Raw genomic sequence first — 16,184 nt, forward strand, 5'->3', positions numbered from 1 at the left:
GTTAGGACTCGTCCGCCGCGATCGCCGCGCGCCACTCCCACCATCGCCCGAGCGGATCCGCAGCGGCGCGCACGCGCCCGTCGAGGGCGACGACGAACCCCGGCCAGTCGTCGGTGTCGACAGGCGGCTCCCACAGGTCCAGCAGACCAGGCGGGTCGATCGTGATCCAGCGAGCGGACAGGTGGGAGATGCGCTCGACCAGCGCGGTCCGCTCCGCGCGCGGGATGTGGACGAGCACGCCGGGAGTCGTGATGACGAGGGTCGCATCGGCGGGTGCCGCGGCGGCGAGCGCATCGATCGCTTCCAGGGCGTCCCCCGCGACGAGATGCGGAGGATCGGATGCCGCGACATCGAGCGCGGCGTCGATGCGCTCCTCGCGTCCGGTCTCTCCCGGCCAGACGAGCGCCTTCAGCCAGCGCCGATCCCGGGGTTCGCCGGCGTCGAGGGGCGAGAGGTCGATGCCGGCGCGCCACACGACATCCGGCATCCGCAGCAGGGGCAGGTCGCCCGACACGCGGCTCTCCAGGACGACCGGCGAGGGCCCGTCCGCAGGATCGAGGGCGGCCCGCAGCGCGCCGTCCTCGCCGAGGAAGCGGAACGAGTACCGATCGGGATAGAGGCACAGCCCCGCGGAGGCGCCGATCTCGAGCAGCGCCACCGGCCCCTCGATCTCGGACAGCACCGGCAGGAGGGCCGCGAGTCGCAGCGGCTCGTTGGTCTGGAGCGCGCGCGAGCGGCATTCCGCGATCAGCTCTTCGGCGTTCGCGAGCACGAAGCGCCGCCATGTCGGATATCCGTCGACCTCCGCGCCGAGCAGCCGCGACACCGCGAAGACCAGAGGCGGCTGCCGCCGGGTCTCCGGGATGCGCGCGAGGATCCGCTGCACCTCCGGATCGTCGGCGACCCCGGCGGCCCACCCCTCGTACACGGCGCTGCGACCGGGAGCCTCGTCCCGGGCGAACCGCGCGTAGCGCTGCTGGACAGCATCCGTCATCCGTCCATTCTGACCCGGCGCGCCCGAAGCACCGCGCGAACGTGGAGAATGGAGGGGACTCAGGAGGACACATGTCGTACAGCGTGGACAAGACCGAAGACGAGTGGCGCCGCGAACTCGGCGACGAGCAGTACGCCGTGCTGCGCCAGGCGGCGACCGAGCGCGCCTGGACGGGCGAGCTGCTCGATGAGAGCCGGTCGGGCCTCTACACCTGCGGAGCCTGCGATGCCGAGCTCTTCAAGAGCGGCACCAAGTTCGATTCCGGATGCGGCTGGCCGAGCTTCTACGAGTCGATCCGTCCCGAGGCGGTCCAGCTGATCGAGGACTCGAGCCTGGGCATGGTGCGCACCGAGGTTCGCTGCGCGAACTGCGGGTCCCACCTGGGTCACGTCTTCCCCGACGGGTTCGGCACGCCGACCGGCGATCGCTACTGCATGAACTCGATCGCGATGAACTTCACGCCCGACGAGTCGTGAGCGCGCTCGACGCCGTCCGCGCGCGTCAGTCCTGGTCGAAGGTGGAAGACACCGCGCCCACGCGCGAGGAACTCCTCACCTTCGTCGCGGCCGCCGGCCGGGTCGCCGATCACTCCTCGCTGCGCCCGTGGCGGCTGATCGAGCTGCGCGGGGCGGATCGCGAGGTGCTGGGCGCGGCGATCGCGAAGGCGCAGGGCGACAAGTCGCCGTCGACCAAGCCGTTGCGCGCACCGCTGCTCATCGCGGTGGTGGCCAGCTACCGCAAGAGCGACAAGGTGCCGCACTGGGAGCAGGAGGCCGTCGCCTCCGGTGTCGCCCACACTCTGAGCCTGCTGCTCGACGAAGCCGGTTGGGGCGTCATCTGGCGCACCGGCCACTACACGCGCACGAAGGCCGTGGCGAAGGCGCACGGACTCGACAAGAACGAGGAGCTGCTCGGCTGGCTCTACGTCGGCGGCAAGCCCGCGGGGCGCAAGCCCGGCCGGCGCAAGGCGGTCGACGCGCGAAAGCTCGTCACGCGGATGCCGAAGAAGAAAGCGAAGAAGAAGTAGCCCGTCTGCGCCGAGGTCGTATCCGCGCGACGACGACGGATGCCACCGCGACGACGACCATCGCGATGATCTGCCAGAGCGCGGGACCGGCGGCGGTCGGCCAGATCAGATCGATCACGACCGAGGTCGTGAGCTGGCCGAGCACCGAACCGAGCCCCATCAGGAGCACCCCCGTGTGCGCGACGATGAACGCGCCCAGCAGGATGTACGCGGCACCCAGGAAGCCGCCCAGGTAGAGCCACGGCTCAGCCGGCGGTGCGTCGGGCAGGCCGCGCACCGCGATGCTAGCGCCGGCTGCGGCCGCCAGCACGATCGTGCCGGCGATGAAGCTCATCAGCGTCGCGGCGATCGGCGACTCGACCCGCTGGGCGAGGCGCCCGTTCGTGGCCGCCTGCCACGCGATGCCGACACCGGTGGCGAACGGCAGCAGCAGCATCCACAGGGGCACGGTGGCGAGCACGTCGCCGGCGAGCGAGATCGCGACGGCGGCGAGCGCGAGCACTCCCCCGGCCACCCGTCCCGGGGTGACGGCGACCACACCCGCCGGACCGAAGCCGATCCGGTCGAGCACGAGTCCGTTCAGCGTCTGACCGGCGACGACGCCGACGGTGAACAGCGAGACGCCCAGCACTCCGGCCGTGAGGCCCTGGGTGGAGACGGTGAGCGCTCCGCAGGCGCCGCCGAGCAGCATCCAGAACGGGATCCTCCGATGCCGGATGCCGCGGATGAGGCGCGCGACCCCACGGCGCGCCGAGGGGATGCAGGCGATCACCACGATGAGGGCGATCAGGCCGACGGAGAAGGAGATGAATCCGGCGACGATGCCGTCATCGACCTTCACGCCCAGCACCCCGTTGACCCGGGCCTGGATCGCGGTCATGACGCCGATGGCGACCGCTCCGCCGAGGGCCAGAGGCACAGGGATCCGGCGGGTTTCGGGCACCTGTCGACACTACCCGAGCGGGAGTTGCGGGGCCGCCAGGGTCGATGTCCGCGGGCGGGGCTACGCTGGCGGCATGTGCGCGAGTTATGGTCTGGATCCGCGGTTCACCGACGTCGAGCTCCTCGCTGCGGCCGACGACGCCGTCCTCGAAGGGCTGCGTGTCTGGGCAGAGGAGAACGCCGGCGAGACCGTGCGCCCCACCGGCAAGAACCTGCGGAACCTCAACCCGATCGTGGTGCAGCCCGAGACCGCTCCGACGCTCGAGCCGGCGTGGTGGGGATTCCTCGTGAACGGCGAGCCGGCGAAATTCCCCTCCATCAACACGCGCTCCGAGCGCCTGCAGGATCGCCCCGGCGGAGCGAAGGCACGCGCGATCGTTCCCGCGACGAGCTGGTACGAGATGCAGAAGCCGTCTCGGCAGTGGAACGAGTTCCTCGTCGACGACGGCGCGCTGTTCGGCATGGCAGCCGTCACCCAGCGCGGGCGCACCGCCGACGGCGACTGGTTCACCTGCTACTCGATCGTGATGCGTCCGGCTCCCGACCACCTCGTCGAGCTGCATGACCGGATGCCGCTGCTCATCCCCGCCTCGCTGAGCCATGACTGGCTGACGGCACCGCCGACCAGGGAGATCATCGACGAGGCGATCATCGCGTCCGACGAGATGGCGGCGCGCGTGCAGGCTCGTCCGCGCCCCTGATCGGACGTCCACCGCGGGGAGGACCCTCTCCGACCGAGAACTGTACCCGGGGAGGACGCGGCGGTCCCGCCCGGTCCGTAGCGTGGACCGCATGATCACAGCAGAAGGCCTCACCAAGAGGTTCGGAGACAAGACGGCCGTCGATGACGTGTCGTTCACCGTGCAACCCGGCAGCGTCACCGGCTTCCTCGGCCCCAACGGCGTCGGCAAGTCGACCACCATGCGCATGATCGTCGGGCTCGACCGTCCGACGGCCGGCCGCGCAGCCGTCGCCGGACGCGAGTACCGCAAGCTGCGTGCGCCGCTGACCGAGGTCGGCGTGCTGCTCGACGCGAAGGCGGTGCACACCGGCCGGACCGCCCGCAACCACCTCCGCGCGATGGCCGCGACGCACGGCATCGCGGCATCCCGCGTCGACGAGGTCATCGACCTCGCCGGCATCGGCAGCGTGGCCCGCAAGCGCGCCGGCAAGTTCTCGCTCGGCATGGGCCAGCGCCTCGGCATCGCGTCGGCGCTGCTCGGCGATCCGCACACGCTGATCCTCGACGAGCCGGTCAACGGCCTCGACCCCGAGGGCGTCCGCTGGGTGCGGCAGTTCGTGCGGCATGCGGCATCCGAGGGCCGCACGGTGCTGCTCTCGAGCCACCTGATGAGCGAGATGGCGCAGACCGCCGATCACGTCATCGTGATGGGCCGCGGCAAGGTGCTGGCGGATGCTCCGCTGGCCGAGCTCGTCCGCGCGTGGACCACCAACACCGTGCGGGTGCGCACGCCGCGCGCCGCAGACCTCGTCGCCGCCGTCGGCGGCCCCGACGTCGAGGTCGTGAGCTCGGCACCCGACCTGCTCGACATCGTCGGACTCCCGGCATCGCGGATCGGCGATCTCGCCGCCGCGCGCGGCATCCCACTGCACGAACTCACCCCGACGACCGGATCGCTGGAAGACGCGTATCTCGCGCTCACCGGCGACGCCGTCGAGTACCGGACCAAGGAGATCTCATGACCGTCCAGGCTCCCGTTGCCGGTCCACCCCGCGTGGACACCCGTCATCGGCTCACCTTCGTGCGCGCACTGCACGGCGAGTGGGTCAAGCTGGCCACGCTCCGCTCGACCTGGTGGTCGATCGGGATCACCGGCCTGCTGACGGTCGCCATCGCCGTCCTGATCGCGCAGAACGTGATCGACCCCGGGTTCAACCCGATCCAGGCCGTGGTGTCGCCGATCCAGTTCACGATGCTGCTCGCCGGCATCCTCGGTTCGATCTCGGTCACCGGCGAATACTCGACCGGCATGATCCGGTCCACTCTCACGGCCAACCCCGGTCGTGGTTCGGTCCTCGCTGCGAAGGCCGTCGTGCTGGCCGCGGTGATGTTCGTGTCGTCGCTCATCATCTTCGGCATCGCCGCTGTCGCCGTCGGCGTCGTCGTCTCGGGCCGTGATCAGAGCATCGACTGGTCCGATCCTTCGGCGTCGTTCCTGCCGATCCTCGTCGCCTCGCTGGCGATGGCCGTCTTCACGGTGATCGGTGTCGCGTTCGGCTTCATCCTGCGCTCGGGTGCGGGTGCGATCGCGGCGACCGTCGGACTGCTGTTCGTACTCCCCATCGTGGCGACCATGTTCGCTCTCGCGGGCGACGCAGGACGCTGGGTCATGGACGCGGCCGCCTACCTTCCGGTGGCCGCCGCGCAGAGCGCGATCATCCCGGGGTCCGGGCTGGACGGCCCCGTCGCCTACCTCACGCTCGGTTGCTGGGTCGCCGCCGGCCTGCTGTCGGCGTGGGCCGTGCTCCGCACGCGTGACGCGTAAAGTCGGCACGTGAGCAGAACGCGAAGCCGCAGCGACTCGATCCGTGAGGACGAGGAGCTGCGGCTTCCGCGCGCGCCGGGCCTGTTCCGGCGCTTCTGGGCGCGGCATCCCGTCGTCACCGATGTCCTGACCGCCGGGATCTGCCTCCTCCTGTCCGTGGGATCGGCGGGGATCGTCAACGGCGCAGACCCCGCGCCCGAGGCGACCGAAGCGCTGCGGCCGCTGTTGGTGGTGCTGGTCGTCCTCGCCTGCGCGAGTCTCCTGATGCGACGACGCATGCCGATCGTGCCCTTCACCGCGGCGGTGCTGCTGGAGCTGGTGTTCCTCACGACGATGCGCGACGGCGGCACGCCGCTCGTCCTGTTCGCGGCGTACGCGCTCGCGGTCTATGGATCCACTCGCGCGGCATGGACGGGCTATGGCATCAGCGTGGGGGCTGTCGCCGTGATCGCTGTTCCGCTGCTCGCCATCGGCGCCGTCACTCTGCAGACCGCCGGCAACGCCGTCCTCAACTGCGTGATCCTCGGGCTCATCGGCACCCTCATCGGCGTCAACGTCGGCGAGCGCAAACGGTATCTCGCCGCGATCATCGACCGTTCGCGCCAGCTCCTCGTCGAACGGGATCAACAGGCGCAGCTCGCGGCGGCGGCAGAGCGTGCGCGCATCGCCCGCGAGATGCACGACATCGTCTCCCACTCGCTCACCGTGATCGTCGCGCTCTCCGAAGGGGCGGCGGCGACGCCCGATCATGAGCAGGCGCGCGCCGCGGCCGCATCGGCGGCGGAGACTGCTCGCGGCGCCCTGACCGAGATGCGCTCCATGCTCGGCGTGCTCCGCGACGACGACTCCCCGGCGCCCCTCGGGCCGCTGGAGCCGACGCCGCCGCACGACACTGTCGCGGCCGCCCAGCGCGCCGGTTTCCCGGCGACCCTCGCGGTGAGCGGCAACGCCGCCGTCTCACCCGCGGTCGCGCACGCGATCGGGCGCGTCGTGCAGGAGGGCGTCACGAACGCCATGCGTCACGCGCCGACGGCGACGACGATCGCCGTGCGCCTGGCCTACTCCCCGGAGAGCGTGACGATCGAGGTCGTGAACGACGGGGTCTCGGGCCCGACCGGCAACGGTGGATTCGGGGTGCGCGGTCTCGCCGAGCGTGCCGCCCACGTCAACGGGACGATCGAGTCGGCACCGGACGGCGGCGGACGCTGGGTGCTCCGCGCCGAGTTCCCCGCGTCGGGGGCTTCCTCGACTTCCGCAGCATCATCCATGGAGGACAACGCATGACGGACACGATCAAGGTCCTGCTGGTGGACGACCAGGAGCTGATCCGCGTCGGGTTCCGGATGGTTCTCGACGCGGAACCCGACATCACCGTGATCGGCGAGGCGATCGACGGCCGTGATGCGATCGCCCAGACCGCGGTACTGGCGCCCGACCTCGTGCTGATGGACATCCGGATGCCGGGACTCGACGGCATCGCGGCGACCGAGGCGATCGTGCGCGATCATCCGCAGACGCGTGTGCTCGTGCTCACGACGTTCGACCTCGACGAGTACGCCTTCGGCGCCATCCGCGCGGGTGCGAGCGGGTTCCTGTTGAAGGACGCGCAGCGCCACGAGATGATCTCGGCGGTGCGGGCCGTGCATCGAGGTGACGCGGCGCTCGCACCTCGGATCACGAGGATGCTGCTCGAGCACGTCACCCCGAAGCTGGGCTCGGCGCGTGCGGAGCCCGATCCCGCCGAGGCAGCCCGACTCGCCGAGCTCACCGACCGGGAGCGTGACGTCTTCCTCGCGATCGGCCGGGGTCTCACGAACTCCGAGATCGCCCAGACCCTCTACGTCGGCGAGTCCACCGTCAAGACCCACGTCGGGCGTGTGCTGGCGAAGCTCGGCGCGCGCGACCGCATCCATGCGGTGATCCTCGCGCACCGTCTGGGGCTCGTCGGGGGCGCGGACGGCGAAGAGCCGCCGCGCGCCCGAGACGCGACTCAGGCCTGAGCCGGCGTCCACTCCGAGACGCGGTTCAGCTGCCCCACCTCGTCGTCACTGAGCTCCAGGCGTGCACCCGCGAGCAGATCCGGCACCTGCTCGACCGTCCGGGCGCTCGCGATCGGAGCTGCCACGGTCGGCTGCGCGCGCAGCCAGGCGAGAGCGGTCGCCGCGATCGACGCGTCGTGGGCCTGTCCGATCTCCTCGAGCGTGTCGATGATCCGCAGTCCTGCGTCGGTCGCGTACTTCGCGGCGCCCTGAGCGCGCGGCGATGCCTGGCCCGCGGCATCCGTCGACCGGTACTTGCCCGTCAGGAAGCCGCTCGCGAGCGAGTAGTACGGAACCAGGCTGAGCCCGAACTCCTGCGCGACCGGGATGATCGTCTCCTCGACGGTGTTGCGGTGCACGAGGTTGTAGTGCGGCTGCACGGCGACCGGGCGAGCGACGCCGAGGCGGTCGGCGATCGCGATCCACTCGCGGATGCGCTCGGCGGTGTAGTTCGAGACGGCGACGTTGCGGACGAGTCCGTCGGCGACGAGCTGGCCGAACGCCTCGACGGTCTCCTCGAGCGGCACGGAGGCGTCGTCGAAGTGCGCGTAGTAGAGATCGATGGCGTCGACACCCAGCCGCGAGAGAGAGGCCTCGGCGGCCTTGCGCACGTTCGCGCCGGAGAGTCCGCTGAAGTCGGGATGCTGGCTCACCTTGGTCGCGACGACCACGTCCGCGCGCTTCCGCGACGCGAGCCATTCACCCACGATCGTCTCGCTCTCCCCGCCCGAGTTCCCCGGAACCCAGGAGCTGTAGGAGTCGGCTGTGTCGATGAAGTCCCCACCGCCGGCGACGAAGGCGTCGAGCACGGCGAACGAGGTGTCGCGATCGGCCGTCCAGCCGAAGACGTTGCCACCGAGCGACAGAGGGAAGACGTTGAGGTCACTGGTTCCGATACGAGTCATGTTCGGGACAACGGCGACGGGGGTCGAGCTATTTCCCTGTGACGGCGTGTTGCGGACACGCGTCGAGGACGCAACGGAGTGTCAGCGGGATTCGCCCTCGGCGAGCCGGCGACCCCTGGAGTCGCGCTTCTCGTGCGCGGTTCCGACCAGGATGCTGCGCACGTACAGAAGATTCGTGATCACGTGGAGCACGACGCCGATTCCCACGATCGCGAGGGCGCCGAGCCGCAGGACATCGCTGGCGGGGGCGAAGGTCTCGACGGCCAGGACCGCGGGAAGACCCAGCATGAGCAATCCGGTGCGGATGCGTCCCAGCCAGCGGACCGGGAAGAGGCCGGACTTCCCGATGAGAATCGTCAAGCCGAGCACCACGTCGGCGGCGACCACGGCCACCGCCATCCAGATCGGGAGCAATCCCGCAACGACCATCGAACCGGCCACGATGATCTGGCTGATGCGGTCGGCGATCGGGTCGAGCGCCTTGCCGATCTCGCTGACCTGGTTGAACCGGCGCGCCACCCATCCGTCCACCCAGTCGGTCGCGCCGAGCACGACCAGCACGACCAGCGCCCAGAACGGGGAATCCCAGACGAGCAGGAGCACGACGAACAGCGGTGCGAACACCACGAGCCTCAGGACCGTGATGGCGTTCGGAACGGTGAGCCATCTGTCGCCGTCGCGCCGGTCGACGGGCGTGTTCAGCGGTCCGCTCATGATTCTTCCTCCAGGTCCCGCGTCGCCTGGATCATATCCGGGGTTCGGCCGAGCGATGAGCATCGGCGCGCATGTGCCCCGGATCTCCGGGGGAACTCCCGCACACAGACAGAGCCGACTACGGGACTCGAACCCGTAACCCCCGTATTACAAGTACGGTGCGCTACCAATTGCGCCAAGTCGGCGGATGCCACCAGCTTACCGATGGCATCGTCCCCCCTACGAACTACGGGGTAGGCGTCGCGGTGGGGCTGGCGGTCGGCGACGGCGTCTCGTTCGACTCCTGCGAGGCGTCGTTGTCGACGGTGAGCACGAACTGCGAGAACTCCTGCGGGTCGTCGAGCGCACCCACGTACGCCTCGCCGTTCGCGACGATCATCGGCGCCGACGACAGCACCAGGTCGTCCGATCCGGCGAGCGGACCGTCGAGCGCGCGCGTCGTCGCCTCCTTCGCCCAGGTGACGAAGTCGCCGTTCTCGATGCAGGAGCGCACGGCCTTTGCGTTGTCCACGCCGACGGCTGCGGCGGCATCGGCCAGCTGCGCGTCGGAGAGACCGTCGCTGCCGACCTTGGGCTGGTTCTCGAGCAGATCGTGGTTGAACGCGTAGAACTTCTCCGGCGAGTGCGTCGCGACGCATGCGGCCGCGGCCGCTGCACGGAGCGAGTACTTGGTGCCGTTCGAGCTCGCGGTCAGCAGGGCGACCGGGTGGTAGCTCACCGACACCGCGCCTTCGCTGATCCAGCTCGCCAGCTGACGCGAGTTCGCGCGCTCGAACTCTCCGGCGTCGGGCGACAGGTAGTCGACGTAGACGTGGATCTCGACGCGCTCGGGCGTTGTCGGCTGCGGCGTCGGGGTCTCGGTCGCGCCGGCTTCGGAGGGCTCGGGGCTCGGAGTCGTCAGCGCGTCACCGGATGCGGCGATGGCGGCGATGTCGTTCACGACGACACCATCGGACTCCATCCCCGTCGGGGTGAGCTGCGGCTTGGAGACCTGCGCGGAGACGGCGAGCGTGACCGCTGTGCCGATCGCACCGACCGCGACGACCGCGACGGCGCCGATGATGATCCGTCGCATGAGTCGCGCCCGGGACTGCTGGGCGTGCACCTGCTGGGCCTTCTCCCGCACGGCCTCGCGGGAATTGCGAGGCGTGGGGACGTTCGGCGTTTCGTCGCTCGACATCGTTCCTCTTGAAAGTCTGAGGGGGTCCGGGTTGGCCCCGACCATCGCTCGGGGCGACGATCGCCGCGATGCGCGGCCAAGTTCGATGTTAACCAGCCAGGCTGAGAAATACCCAGGTGCCGCGGTTCGTGTCATACTGATCCCGACCCAAAGACGGGTCATGGCGGTTCATTCCGCCACTTCCATCACTACGGATCGTCCGGCACGTACCTGCCGGTGAGGAGAAACAACAATGGCATCTGTCACTTTCGACGACGCGACCCGCCTGTACCCCGGCGGAACGCGTCCTGCAGTCGACAAGCTCAACCTCGAGGTCGGAGACGGCGAGTTCCTCGTCCTGGTCGGCCCCTCGGGTTGCGGTAAGTCCACCTCGCTCCGCATGCTCGCCGGCCTCGAAGAGGTCAACGCCGGCCGCATCCTCATCGGCGACCGCGACGTCACCGACGTGCCGCCGAAGGACCGCGACATCGCGATGGTGTTCCAGAACTACGCGCTGTACCCGCACATGACGGTCGCCGAGAACATGGGCTTCGCGCTCAAGATCGCCGGCGTCAACAAGGAAGAGCGCGCCACCCGCGTTCTCGAGGCCGCCAAGCTCCTCGACCTCGAGGACTACCTGACCCGCAAGCCGAAGGCCCTCTCGGGTGGTCAGCGTCAGCGCGTCGCGATGGGCCGCGCGATCGTCCGTCAGCCGCAGGTGTTCCTCATGGACGAGCCGCTGTCGAACCTCGACGCCAAGCTCCGCGTGCAGACGCGTACGCAGATCGCGTCGCTGCAGCGTCGCCTCGGCGTCACCACGGTCTACGTCACGCACGACCAGACCGAGGCGCTCACCATGGGCGACCGCATCGCGGTCCTCAAGGACGGTCTGCTCCAGCAGGTCGGAACGCCTCGCGACCTCTACGAGAAGCCGAACAACGTGTTCGTCGCCGGCTTCATCGGCTCGCCTGCGATGAACCTGTTCTCGGCCGACCTCGCCGAGGGCGGCATCCGCTTCGGCACCGAGGTCGTCGGACTGGACCGCGACACCGTGGGTCGTGCCAACGGCTCGCAGGTCACGGTCGGCGTCCGCCCGGAGGACATCGTCGTCGGTCCCGCCGACGGCAAGGGCCTCACGGTCACGGTCGACCTCGTCGAGGAGCTCGGCGCTGACGGCTACCTCTACGGCCACACCGAGATCAACGGGAAGCGCGCCGACCTCGTCGCCCGCGTCGATGGCCGCAACCACCCGAACGCCGGCGAGACGGTCACGCTCGCCGCGTCGGCCGGTCACGTGCACGCCTTCGACATCGAGTCGGGCGAGCGTCTGAACGACAAGCCGGTCGTCTCGGCCTCGTAATTCCACGAGATGCGGCGCGGGTCGACCTTCGGGTCGCCCGCGCCGCTTCTGCTTTCCCGCCGACTTCCCCTGGAGCGCCATGCAGGATTCCCTCCGCATCACCGCCAGCAAGGTCGACCCCGGACTGCTGTCCCTCCCCTGGTCGACGACGCTGGCGAAGTGGCCGTCCGAGCACATCGTGTCACTTCCGAAGGGTCTCTCCCGCCATCTGGTGCGCTTCGCCGACCTGTCGGGACGCGTCATCGCCGTGAAGGAGACGACCGCCGAGATGGCGCAGCGGGAGTACGACATGCTCGGCAACCTGGCGCGCCTCGACGTTCCCTGCGTCGATCGAGTGGCCGTGATCGCGGGACGGACGGATGCCGGGGGCGAACCGCTGCCCGCCGCGCTCGTCACCTCGCACCTGCGCTTCTCGATGCCGTACCGCGCCCTGTTCACCCGGGTGCTGCGCCCCGACACGGCCACCCGCCTGGTCGACGCCCTCGCGCTGCTGCTGGTGCGACTGCACAACGTCGGCTTCTACTGGGGCGATGTGTCGCTCTCGAACACGCTCTTCCGCCGCGACGCCGGCGCCTTCGCCGCCTACCTGGTCGATGCCGAGACCGGTGAGCTGCACGAGGAGGGGCTGACCGACGGTCAGCGCGCCTACGACCTCGACCTCGCCCGCACGAACATCGCCGGCGAGATCATGGACCTCGCCGCCGGCGGACGACTGGAGCACGGTGTGGATGCCGTGGCCATCGCCGACGGCATCGTGTCGTCCTACCGCTCGCTGTGGGCGGAGCTGACCGCGCAGGAATCGTTCTCGACCGCGGAGACCTGGCGCATCACCGAGCGGGTCGAGCGCCTGAACGCCCTCGGGTTCGACATCGACGAGATGTCGATGTCGACCACCGCTGACGGCACGGAGGTGGAGATCCAGCCGAAGGTCGTCGACGCAGGTCACCACCAGCGCCGCCTCATCCGTCTCACCGGACTCGACGTCGAGGAGAACCAGGCGCGTCGCCTGCTCAACGACCTCGACGAGTTCCGCGCCCGGTCGAACAAGCAGTGGGCCGACGAGGAGATGTACGCGCACGAGTGGCTGACGCGCGTCTTCGAGCCCGTCGTGCGGGCCATCCCCTACGAGCTGCGCGCGAAGCTCGAGCCGGCCGAGGTGTTCCACCAGGTGCTCGAGCACCGCTGGTACCTGTCGCAGGCTCAGGGCCGCTCCGTGCCCCTCGCCGAGGTGCTGACGAGCTACATCAACGAGGTGCTGCGTCACCGACGCGACGAGGCCACGATCATGGGGCCACCCACCGAGACCATGAGCCTGCCGGTCATCACCGGCAATCTGTCGCTCGCCGACGACGAGGACGAGGTCGACTGGCGCGACCTGGTCTGACCTCCGCCGGCCTCAGCGGCCGACGGTGAACCGCTCGCGGTGGTGGTTGCCCTTTTCGATCTCGTCGACCATGGCGACCGCGAAGTCGGCGCCCGAGATCCACGACTTCCCGTCGGCATCCCGCACGACCACGTCGCCGCCGTCGCGATAGTGCCCGGTGCGCTCACCCTCGGCCCAGGGACCGAACTCCTCCGCCGGGTGCACGAAGAACCAGTCGAGACCGGCATCCGTGCCCTCCAGGAACGCGAGCGAGTCGATGCCGACCTGCGCTTCGGCCTTGTACTCCTCGGGGAAGTCCTGGTCGAACAGCCGGGGGCCGCCCGGGGCCGCGAGGCTGCCACCGGCACCGCCGATCACGCCGAGCCGGGTCTCGGTGCCGGTGAGCGCCGTGGCGACGCTCTTCAGCGCGCCGAGAACCTTGTCTTCCATGTCGCCGCGCGGAGACAGCGCCCAGACCACGGCATCCGCGCCGTCGAAGGTCGCCGCGACCGATTCGCCGTCGAGCACCGACCGCTGCACGTACGCGGCACCCGCCACCGGGTCGGCGGGCTCGGAGCGCGAGACCGCGATCACGGCGTGCCCGCGGGCCACGGCTTCCGCGACGATGTGCCGGCCGGCATAGCCGGTGCCCCCGAGGACCGTGATGCGAGCCATGTGCGTCCTCCTAGGACTTCTTCTTCGAGCCGCGGACGGTCGCGACCTGGTACAGCGCGACGGAGGTCGCGATGCCGGCGTTCAGCGACTCGGTGGATGCGGAGATCGGGATCGAGACGATCTGGTCGCAGGTCTCGCGCACCAGGCGCGAGAGGCCCTTGCCCTCGGAGCCCGCGACGATGACGACGGGACGGTCGGCCAGCTGCAGGTCGGGCAGCGAGACGTCGCCGTCGCCGGCGAGCCCGAGGATGAACACACCCTGCTTCTTGAACTCCTTGAGCTGCGTGGTGAGGTTCGTCGCGAGGGCGACCGGCGTGCGCGCGACCGCACCGGCGCTCGTCTTCCACACCGCGGAGTTGACGCCGGCCGAGCGGCGCTGCGGCAGGATGACGCCGTGCGCGCCGAAAGCGGCGGCCGACCGGATGACGGCCCCGAGGTTGCGCGGATCGGTGATGCCGTCGAGGGCGACGAACAGCGGCACCTGGCCGCGATCGATCGCCTGCTCGAGCAGATCCTGCGGGTGCGCGTACTCGTACGGCGGCACCTTGATCGCGACGCCCTGGTGCACACCGTCGAAGCCGGCCATGCGGTCGAGCTCCTGGCGGGTGACCTCCATCACCGGGATGCCGCGGTGAGTCGCGATCGACAGCATCTCCTTGACGCGGTCGTCCATCTCGACCCGCTGCGCGATGTGGAAGGCGGTCGCCGGGATCTTGGCGCGGAGCGCCTCGAGCACCGAGTTGCGGCCGGTGACCGTCTCAGCCTCGGAGGTGTTGTCCTTCGCCCGCGCGGAGCGGTTCGGGTTGCCACCCGACGCCTGGCGCTGGTTCGGCTTGCCCTTGCCGCCGGATGCCGCGTAGCGCTCGGCTGCGGCCTTGCGCTTGCCGGCGGGGTGCCAGGCGCGGTCCTCGGCCTTCGGCGTCGGCCCGCGGCCCTCGAGGGCCTTGCGTCCGAGTCCGCCGGTGCCCTTGGTCGGGCCCTTCTTGTTTCCCTTGTTCGCGCCGGGGCGCTGTGGCTTAGCCATCGATACTCCAATGAGTTCCGGCCGGAGAGTCCTCCAGCGTGATTCCTGCGGCGGCGATCGCGTCACGGATGCGATCCGCCGCCGCCCAGTCCTTGTCAGCCCGCGCCTGGGCGCGCTGAGTGATCATCGTCTGGATGAGAGAGTCCAGAGCGGACGCCTCGGCAGAGCTGTCGTTCGTGCGCCATTCGGGGGCGTGAGGATTCACGCCGAGGACACCCGTCATCTGAATGACGTCCATCACGTCCTGCTTGGCTTCGTCGTACTTGCCCGCATCGAGGAGCGCGTTCCCGGAGCGGATGCTGCTGTGGATCACGGCGAGAGCTCGCGGGACGCCGAGGTCATCGTTCATCGCCTCCCAGAACTCGGTCGGCAGCCCTTCCTTGGCCTGTCCCCAGCCCGGCTTCGCGAGGCGCTGACCGCGTTCCAGGAAGGTGCGGATGCGCCCGAGCGCCGCCTCCGCCTCGGCCCACGACGACTCCGTGAGGTCCAGACTCGACCGATAGTGGGCGGCCGCGAGGGCATACCGCACGACGAGCGGATCATGCTCGGCCAGGACATCGGCGGCGAGCGTGAAGTTGCCGAGCGACTTGGACATCTTCTGTCCGCCGACGGTCACCAGTCCGTTGTGCACCCAGTAGCGCGCGAAGGCGTCGCCGGCCGCGGTCGACTGCGCGAGCTCGTTCTCATGGTGCGGGAAACGGAGATCGAGTCCCCCGCCGTGGATGTCGAACTCCGCACCGAGATAGCGCTTGGACATCGCCGAGCATTCGATATGCCACCCCGGGCGTCCTGCGCCCCAAGGCGACGCCCAGGTCGCGTCGGCAGGCTCCTCGGGCTTCGCGCCCTTCCAGAGGGCGAAGTCCTGCGGGTTGCGCTTGCCTCGCGGATCGGCGTCCTCCGCCGCCTCCATCGCGTCGATGGACTGGTGCGTGAGCGCGCCGTACTCCGACCACGAGCGCACATCGAAGTAGACGTCGCCCGAGCGGTCGGGTGCGACGTACGCGTGCCCCCGCTCGATGAGCGTGGTGATGAGCTCCTGCATCTGTGGGACGGATGCCGTCGCCCGCGGCTCGTAGGTCGGCGCGAGGATTCCGACGCCGGCATACGCGGCCGTGAACTCCTGCTCCATCCGGTAGGCCAGAGCCCACCACGGCTCGGCATCCGTCGCGTTGGCGAGGACCTTGTCATCGATATCGGTGACGTTGCGCACGAAGGTCACCCGGCCGTACCGGTGCGTGAGCCAGCGGCGCAGCAGGTCGAAGCTCAGGGCCGCCCGGACGTGTCCGATGTGCGGGCCGGACTGCACCGTCGGTCCGCAGACGTACATCGTGACGTTCTCGGGGTCGAGAGGCACGAAGTCGCGCAGTTCCGCAGCGCGGGTGTCATAGAGGCGGAGTGTCACCGCTCAAGCCTACTCGGGCACGGCTGAACGCCCGCCGCCCAGCCACGTTTCGCGGACGATGTGACGAATCGCG

General features: G+C 69.8%; 17 protein-coding genes and 1 tRNA gene. 9 read left to right on the plus strand and 9 right to left on the minus strand.

Annotation, left to right across the window (positions count from 1 at the left end; all coding sequences use genetic code 11):
- Position 1 precedes the first annotated feature (1 nt).
- Positions 2-994, minus strand: coding sequence for a DUF2332 domain-containing protein (locus LC452_RS00215; RefSeq protein WP_223622039.1), 993 nt, complete (start codon positions 992-994; stop codon positions 2-4).
- A gap of 71 nt (positions 995-1,065) precedes the next feature.
- Between LC452_RS00215 and msrB the strand changes: the two genes are divergently transcribed.
- Both msrB and LC452_RS00225 read left to right on the plus strand, forming a co-directional pair.
- Positions 1,066-1,470: a peptide-methionine (R)-S-oxide reductase MsrB gene (gene msrB / locus LC452_RS00220; RefSeq protein ID WP_223622040.1), complete on the plus strand. Its 405-nt coding sequence runs from the start codon at positions 1,066-1,068 to the stop codon at positions 1,468-1,470.
- Positions 1,467-2,021: a nitroreductase family protein gene (locus tag LC452_RS00225; RefSeq protein ID WP_223622041.1), complete on the plus strand. Its 555-nt coding sequence runs from the start codon at positions 1,467-1,469 to the stop codon at positions 2,019-2,021. The genes msrB and LC452_RS00225 overlap by 4 nt, the downstream gene beginning before the upstream one ends.
- Here the strand turns inward: LC452_RS00225 and LC452_RS00230 are convergent.
- Positions 1,984-2,934, minus strand: coding sequence for a DMT family transporter (locus tag LC452_RS00230; RefSeq protein WP_223624660.1), 951 nt, complete (start codon positions 2,932-2,934; stop codon positions 1,984-1,986). The genes LC452_RS00225 and LC452_RS00230 overlap by 38 nt on opposite strands.
- A 103-nt stretch (positions 2,935-3,037) precedes the next feature.
- Here LC452_RS00230 and LC452_RS00235 point away from each other — a divergent pair, with 103 nt between their 5' ends.
- From LC452_RS00235 to LC452_RS00255, 5 genes are all read left to right on the plus strand, one after another.
- Positions 3,038-3,664, plus strand: coding sequence for an SOS response-associated peptidase family protein (locus LC452_RS00235; protein WP_223622042.1), 627 nt, complete (start codon positions 3,038-3,040; stop codon positions 3,662-3,664).
- Positions 3,665-3,755: 91 nt separating this feature from the next.
- Positions 3,756-4,667, plus strand: a complete 912-nt coding sequence (locus LC452_RS00240; protein WP_223622043.1) for an ABC transporter ATP-binding protein — start codon at positions 3,756-3,758, stop codon at positions 4,665-4,667.
- Positions 4,664-5,470, plus strand: a complete 807-nt coding sequence (locus LC452_RS00245) for an ABC transporter permease subunit (RefSeq protein ID WP_223622044.1) — start codon at positions 4,664-4,666, stop codon at positions 5,468-5,470. Before LC452_RS00240 ends, LC452_RS00245 begins: the two co-directional genes overlap by 4 nt.
- A gap of 9 nt (positions 5,471-5,479) precedes the next feature.
- Positions 5,480-6,754: a histidine kinase gene (locus tag LC452_RS00250; protein ID WP_223622045.1), complete on the plus strand. Its 1,275-nt coding sequence runs from the start codon at positions 5,480-5,482 to the stop codon at positions 6,752-6,754.
- The gene (locus tag LC452_RS00255; RefSeq protein WP_223622046.1) at positions 6,751-7,470 is read left to right on the plus strand and encodes a response regulator transcription factor; all 720 of its coding nucleotides are present in this window, start codon (positions 6,751-6,753) and stop codon (positions 7,468-7,470) included. The genes LC452_RS00250 and LC452_RS00255 overlap by 4 nt, the downstream gene beginning before the upstream one ends.
- Here the strand turns inward: LC452_RS00255 and LC452_RS00260 are convergent.
- From LC452_RS00260 to LC452_RS00275, 4 genes are all read right to left on the minus strand, one after another.
- Positions 7,461-8,414 carry an aldo/keto reductase gene (locus LC452_RS00260; protein WP_223622047.1) on the minus strand — a complete coding sequence of 318 codons (954 nt, stop codon included), beginning with the start codon at positions 8,412-8,414 and terminating at the stop codon, positions 7,461-7,463. The two genes, LC452_RS00255 and LC452_RS00260, sit on opposite strands and share 10 nt — an antisense overlap.
- An 81-nt stretch (positions 8,415-8,495) precedes the next feature.
- Positions 8,496-9,128, minus strand: a complete 633-nt coding sequence (locus LC452_RS00265; RefSeq protein ID WP_223622048.1) for a CDP-alcohol phosphatidyltransferase family protein — start codon at positions 9,126-9,128, stop codon at positions 8,496-8,498.
- A gap of 112 nt (positions 9,129-9,240) precedes the next feature.
- Positions 9,241-9,313: transfer RNA gene (locus LC452_RS00270), tRNA-Thr, on the minus strand.
- Between the two features lie 41 nt (positions 9,314-9,354).
- On the minus strand, positions 9,355-10,308 hold the full coding sequence (locus LC452_RS00275; RefSeq protein ID WP_223622049.1) for a thioredoxin domain-containing protein: 954 nt from the start codon (positions 10,306-10,308) through the stop codon (positions 9,355-9,357).
- Between the two features lie 232 nt (positions 10,309-10,540).
- Here LC452_RS00275 and LC452_RS00280 point away from each other — a divergent pair, with 232 nt between their 5' ends.
- Together LC452_RS00280 and LC452_RS00285 are read left to right on the plus strand one after the other, a co-directional pair.
- Positions 10,541-11,647: an ABC transporter ATP-binding protein gene (locus LC452_RS00280; RefSeq protein WP_223622050.1), complete on the plus strand. Its 1,107-nt coding sequence runs from the start codon at positions 10,541-10,543 to the stop codon at positions 11,645-11,647.
- Between the two features lie 79 nt (positions 11,648-11,726).
- Positions 11,727-13,031, plus strand: coding sequence for a DUF4032 domain-containing protein (locus LC452_RS00285; RefSeq protein WP_223622051.1), 1,305 nt, complete (start codon positions 11,727-11,729; stop codon positions 13,029-13,031).
- A 12-nt stretch (positions 13,032-13,043) separates the two neighbouring features.
- Here the strand turns inward: LC452_RS00285 and LC452_RS00290 are convergent, their stop codons facing one another.
- From LC452_RS00290 to cysS, 3 genes are read right to left on the minus strand one after another with little or no spacing between them, the layout of a single operon-like run.
- Positions 13,044-13,685 (minus strand): NAD(P)-dependent oxidoreductase, encoded by a 642-nt coding sequence (locus tag LC452_RS00290; RefSeq protein WP_223622052.1) that lies wholly within the window; start codon positions 13,683-13,685, stop codon positions 13,044-13,046.
- A 10-nt stretch (positions 13,686-13,695) separates the two neighbouring features.
- Entirely contained in the window at positions 13,696-14,709 is a 1,014-nt protein-coding gene (gene rlmB / locus LC452_RS00295) for a 23S rRNA (guanosine(2251)-2'-O)-methyltransferase RlmB (RefSeq protein ID WP_223622053.1), read from the minus strand.
- Entirely contained in the window at positions 14,702-16,111 is a 1,410-nt protein-coding gene (gene cysS, locus LC452_RS00300) for a cysteine--tRNA ligase (protein ID WP_223622054.1), read from the minus strand. The genes rlmB and cysS overlap by 8 nt, the downstream gene beginning before the upstream one ends.
- Between the last annotated feature and the right edge of the window lie 73 nt (positions 16,112-16,184).

Source organism: Microbacterium sp. EST19A, assembly GCF_019969685.1.
In the GTDB taxonomy this organism is placed as follows: domain Bacteria; phylum Actinomycetota; class Actinomycetes; order Actinomycetales; family Microbacteriaceae; genus Microbacterium.

Bases quoted from the DNA above. Each gene is read 5' to 3' on its own strand.
- rlmB (WP_223622053.1), bottom strand. From the start codon at position 14,709: ATGGCTAAGCCACAGCGCCCCGGCGCGAACAAGGGAAACAAGAAGGGC.
- LC452_RS00235 (WP_223622042.1), top strand. From the start codon at position 3,038: ATGTGCGCGAGTTATGGTCTGGATCCGCGGTTCACCGACGTCGAGCTC.
- LC452_RS00280 (WP_223622050.1), top strand. From the start codon at position 10,541: ATGGCATCTGTCACTTTCGACGACGCGACCCGCCTGTACCCCGGCGGA.
- LC452_RS00290 (WP_223622052.1), bottom strand. From the start codon at position 13,685: ATGGCTCGCATCACGGTCCTCGGGGGCACCGGCTATGCCGGCCGGCAC.
- LC452_RS00285 (WP_223622051.1), top strand. From the start codon at position 11,727: ATGCAGGATTCCCTCCGCATCACCGCCAGCAAGGTCGACCCCGGACTG.
- LC452_RS00275 (WP_223622049.1), bottom strand. From the start codon at position 10,308: ATGTCGAGCGACGAAACGCCGAACGTCCCCACGCCTCGCAATTCCCGC.
- LC452_RS00255 (WP_223622046.1), top strand. From the start codon at position 6,751: ATGACGGACACGATCAAGGTCCTGCTGGTGGACGACCAGGAGCTGATC.
- LC452_RS00215 (WP_223622039.1), bottom strand. From the start codon at position 994: ATGACGGATGCTGTCCAGCAGCGCTACGCGCGGTTCGCCCGGGACGAG.
- LC452_RS00265 (WP_223622048.1), bottom strand. From the start codon at position 9,128: ATGAGCGGACCGCTGAACACGCCCGTCGACCGGCGCGACGGCGACAGA.
- LC452_RS00260 (WP_223622047.1), bottom strand. From the start codon at position 8,414: ATGACTCGTATCGGAACCAGTGACCTCAACGTCTTCCCTCTGTCGCTC.
- LC452_RS00240 (WP_223622043.1), top strand. From the start codon at position 3,756: ATGATCACAGCAGAAGGCCTCACCAAGAGGTTCGGAGACAAGACGGCC.
- LC452_RS00245 (WP_223622044.1), top strand. From the start codon at position 4,664: ATGACCGTCCAGGCTCCCGTTGCCGGTCCACCCCGCGTGGACACCCGT.
- msrB (WP_223622040.1), top strand. From the start codon at position 1,066: ATGTCGTACAGCGTGGACAAGACCGAAGACGAGTGGCGCCGCGAACTC.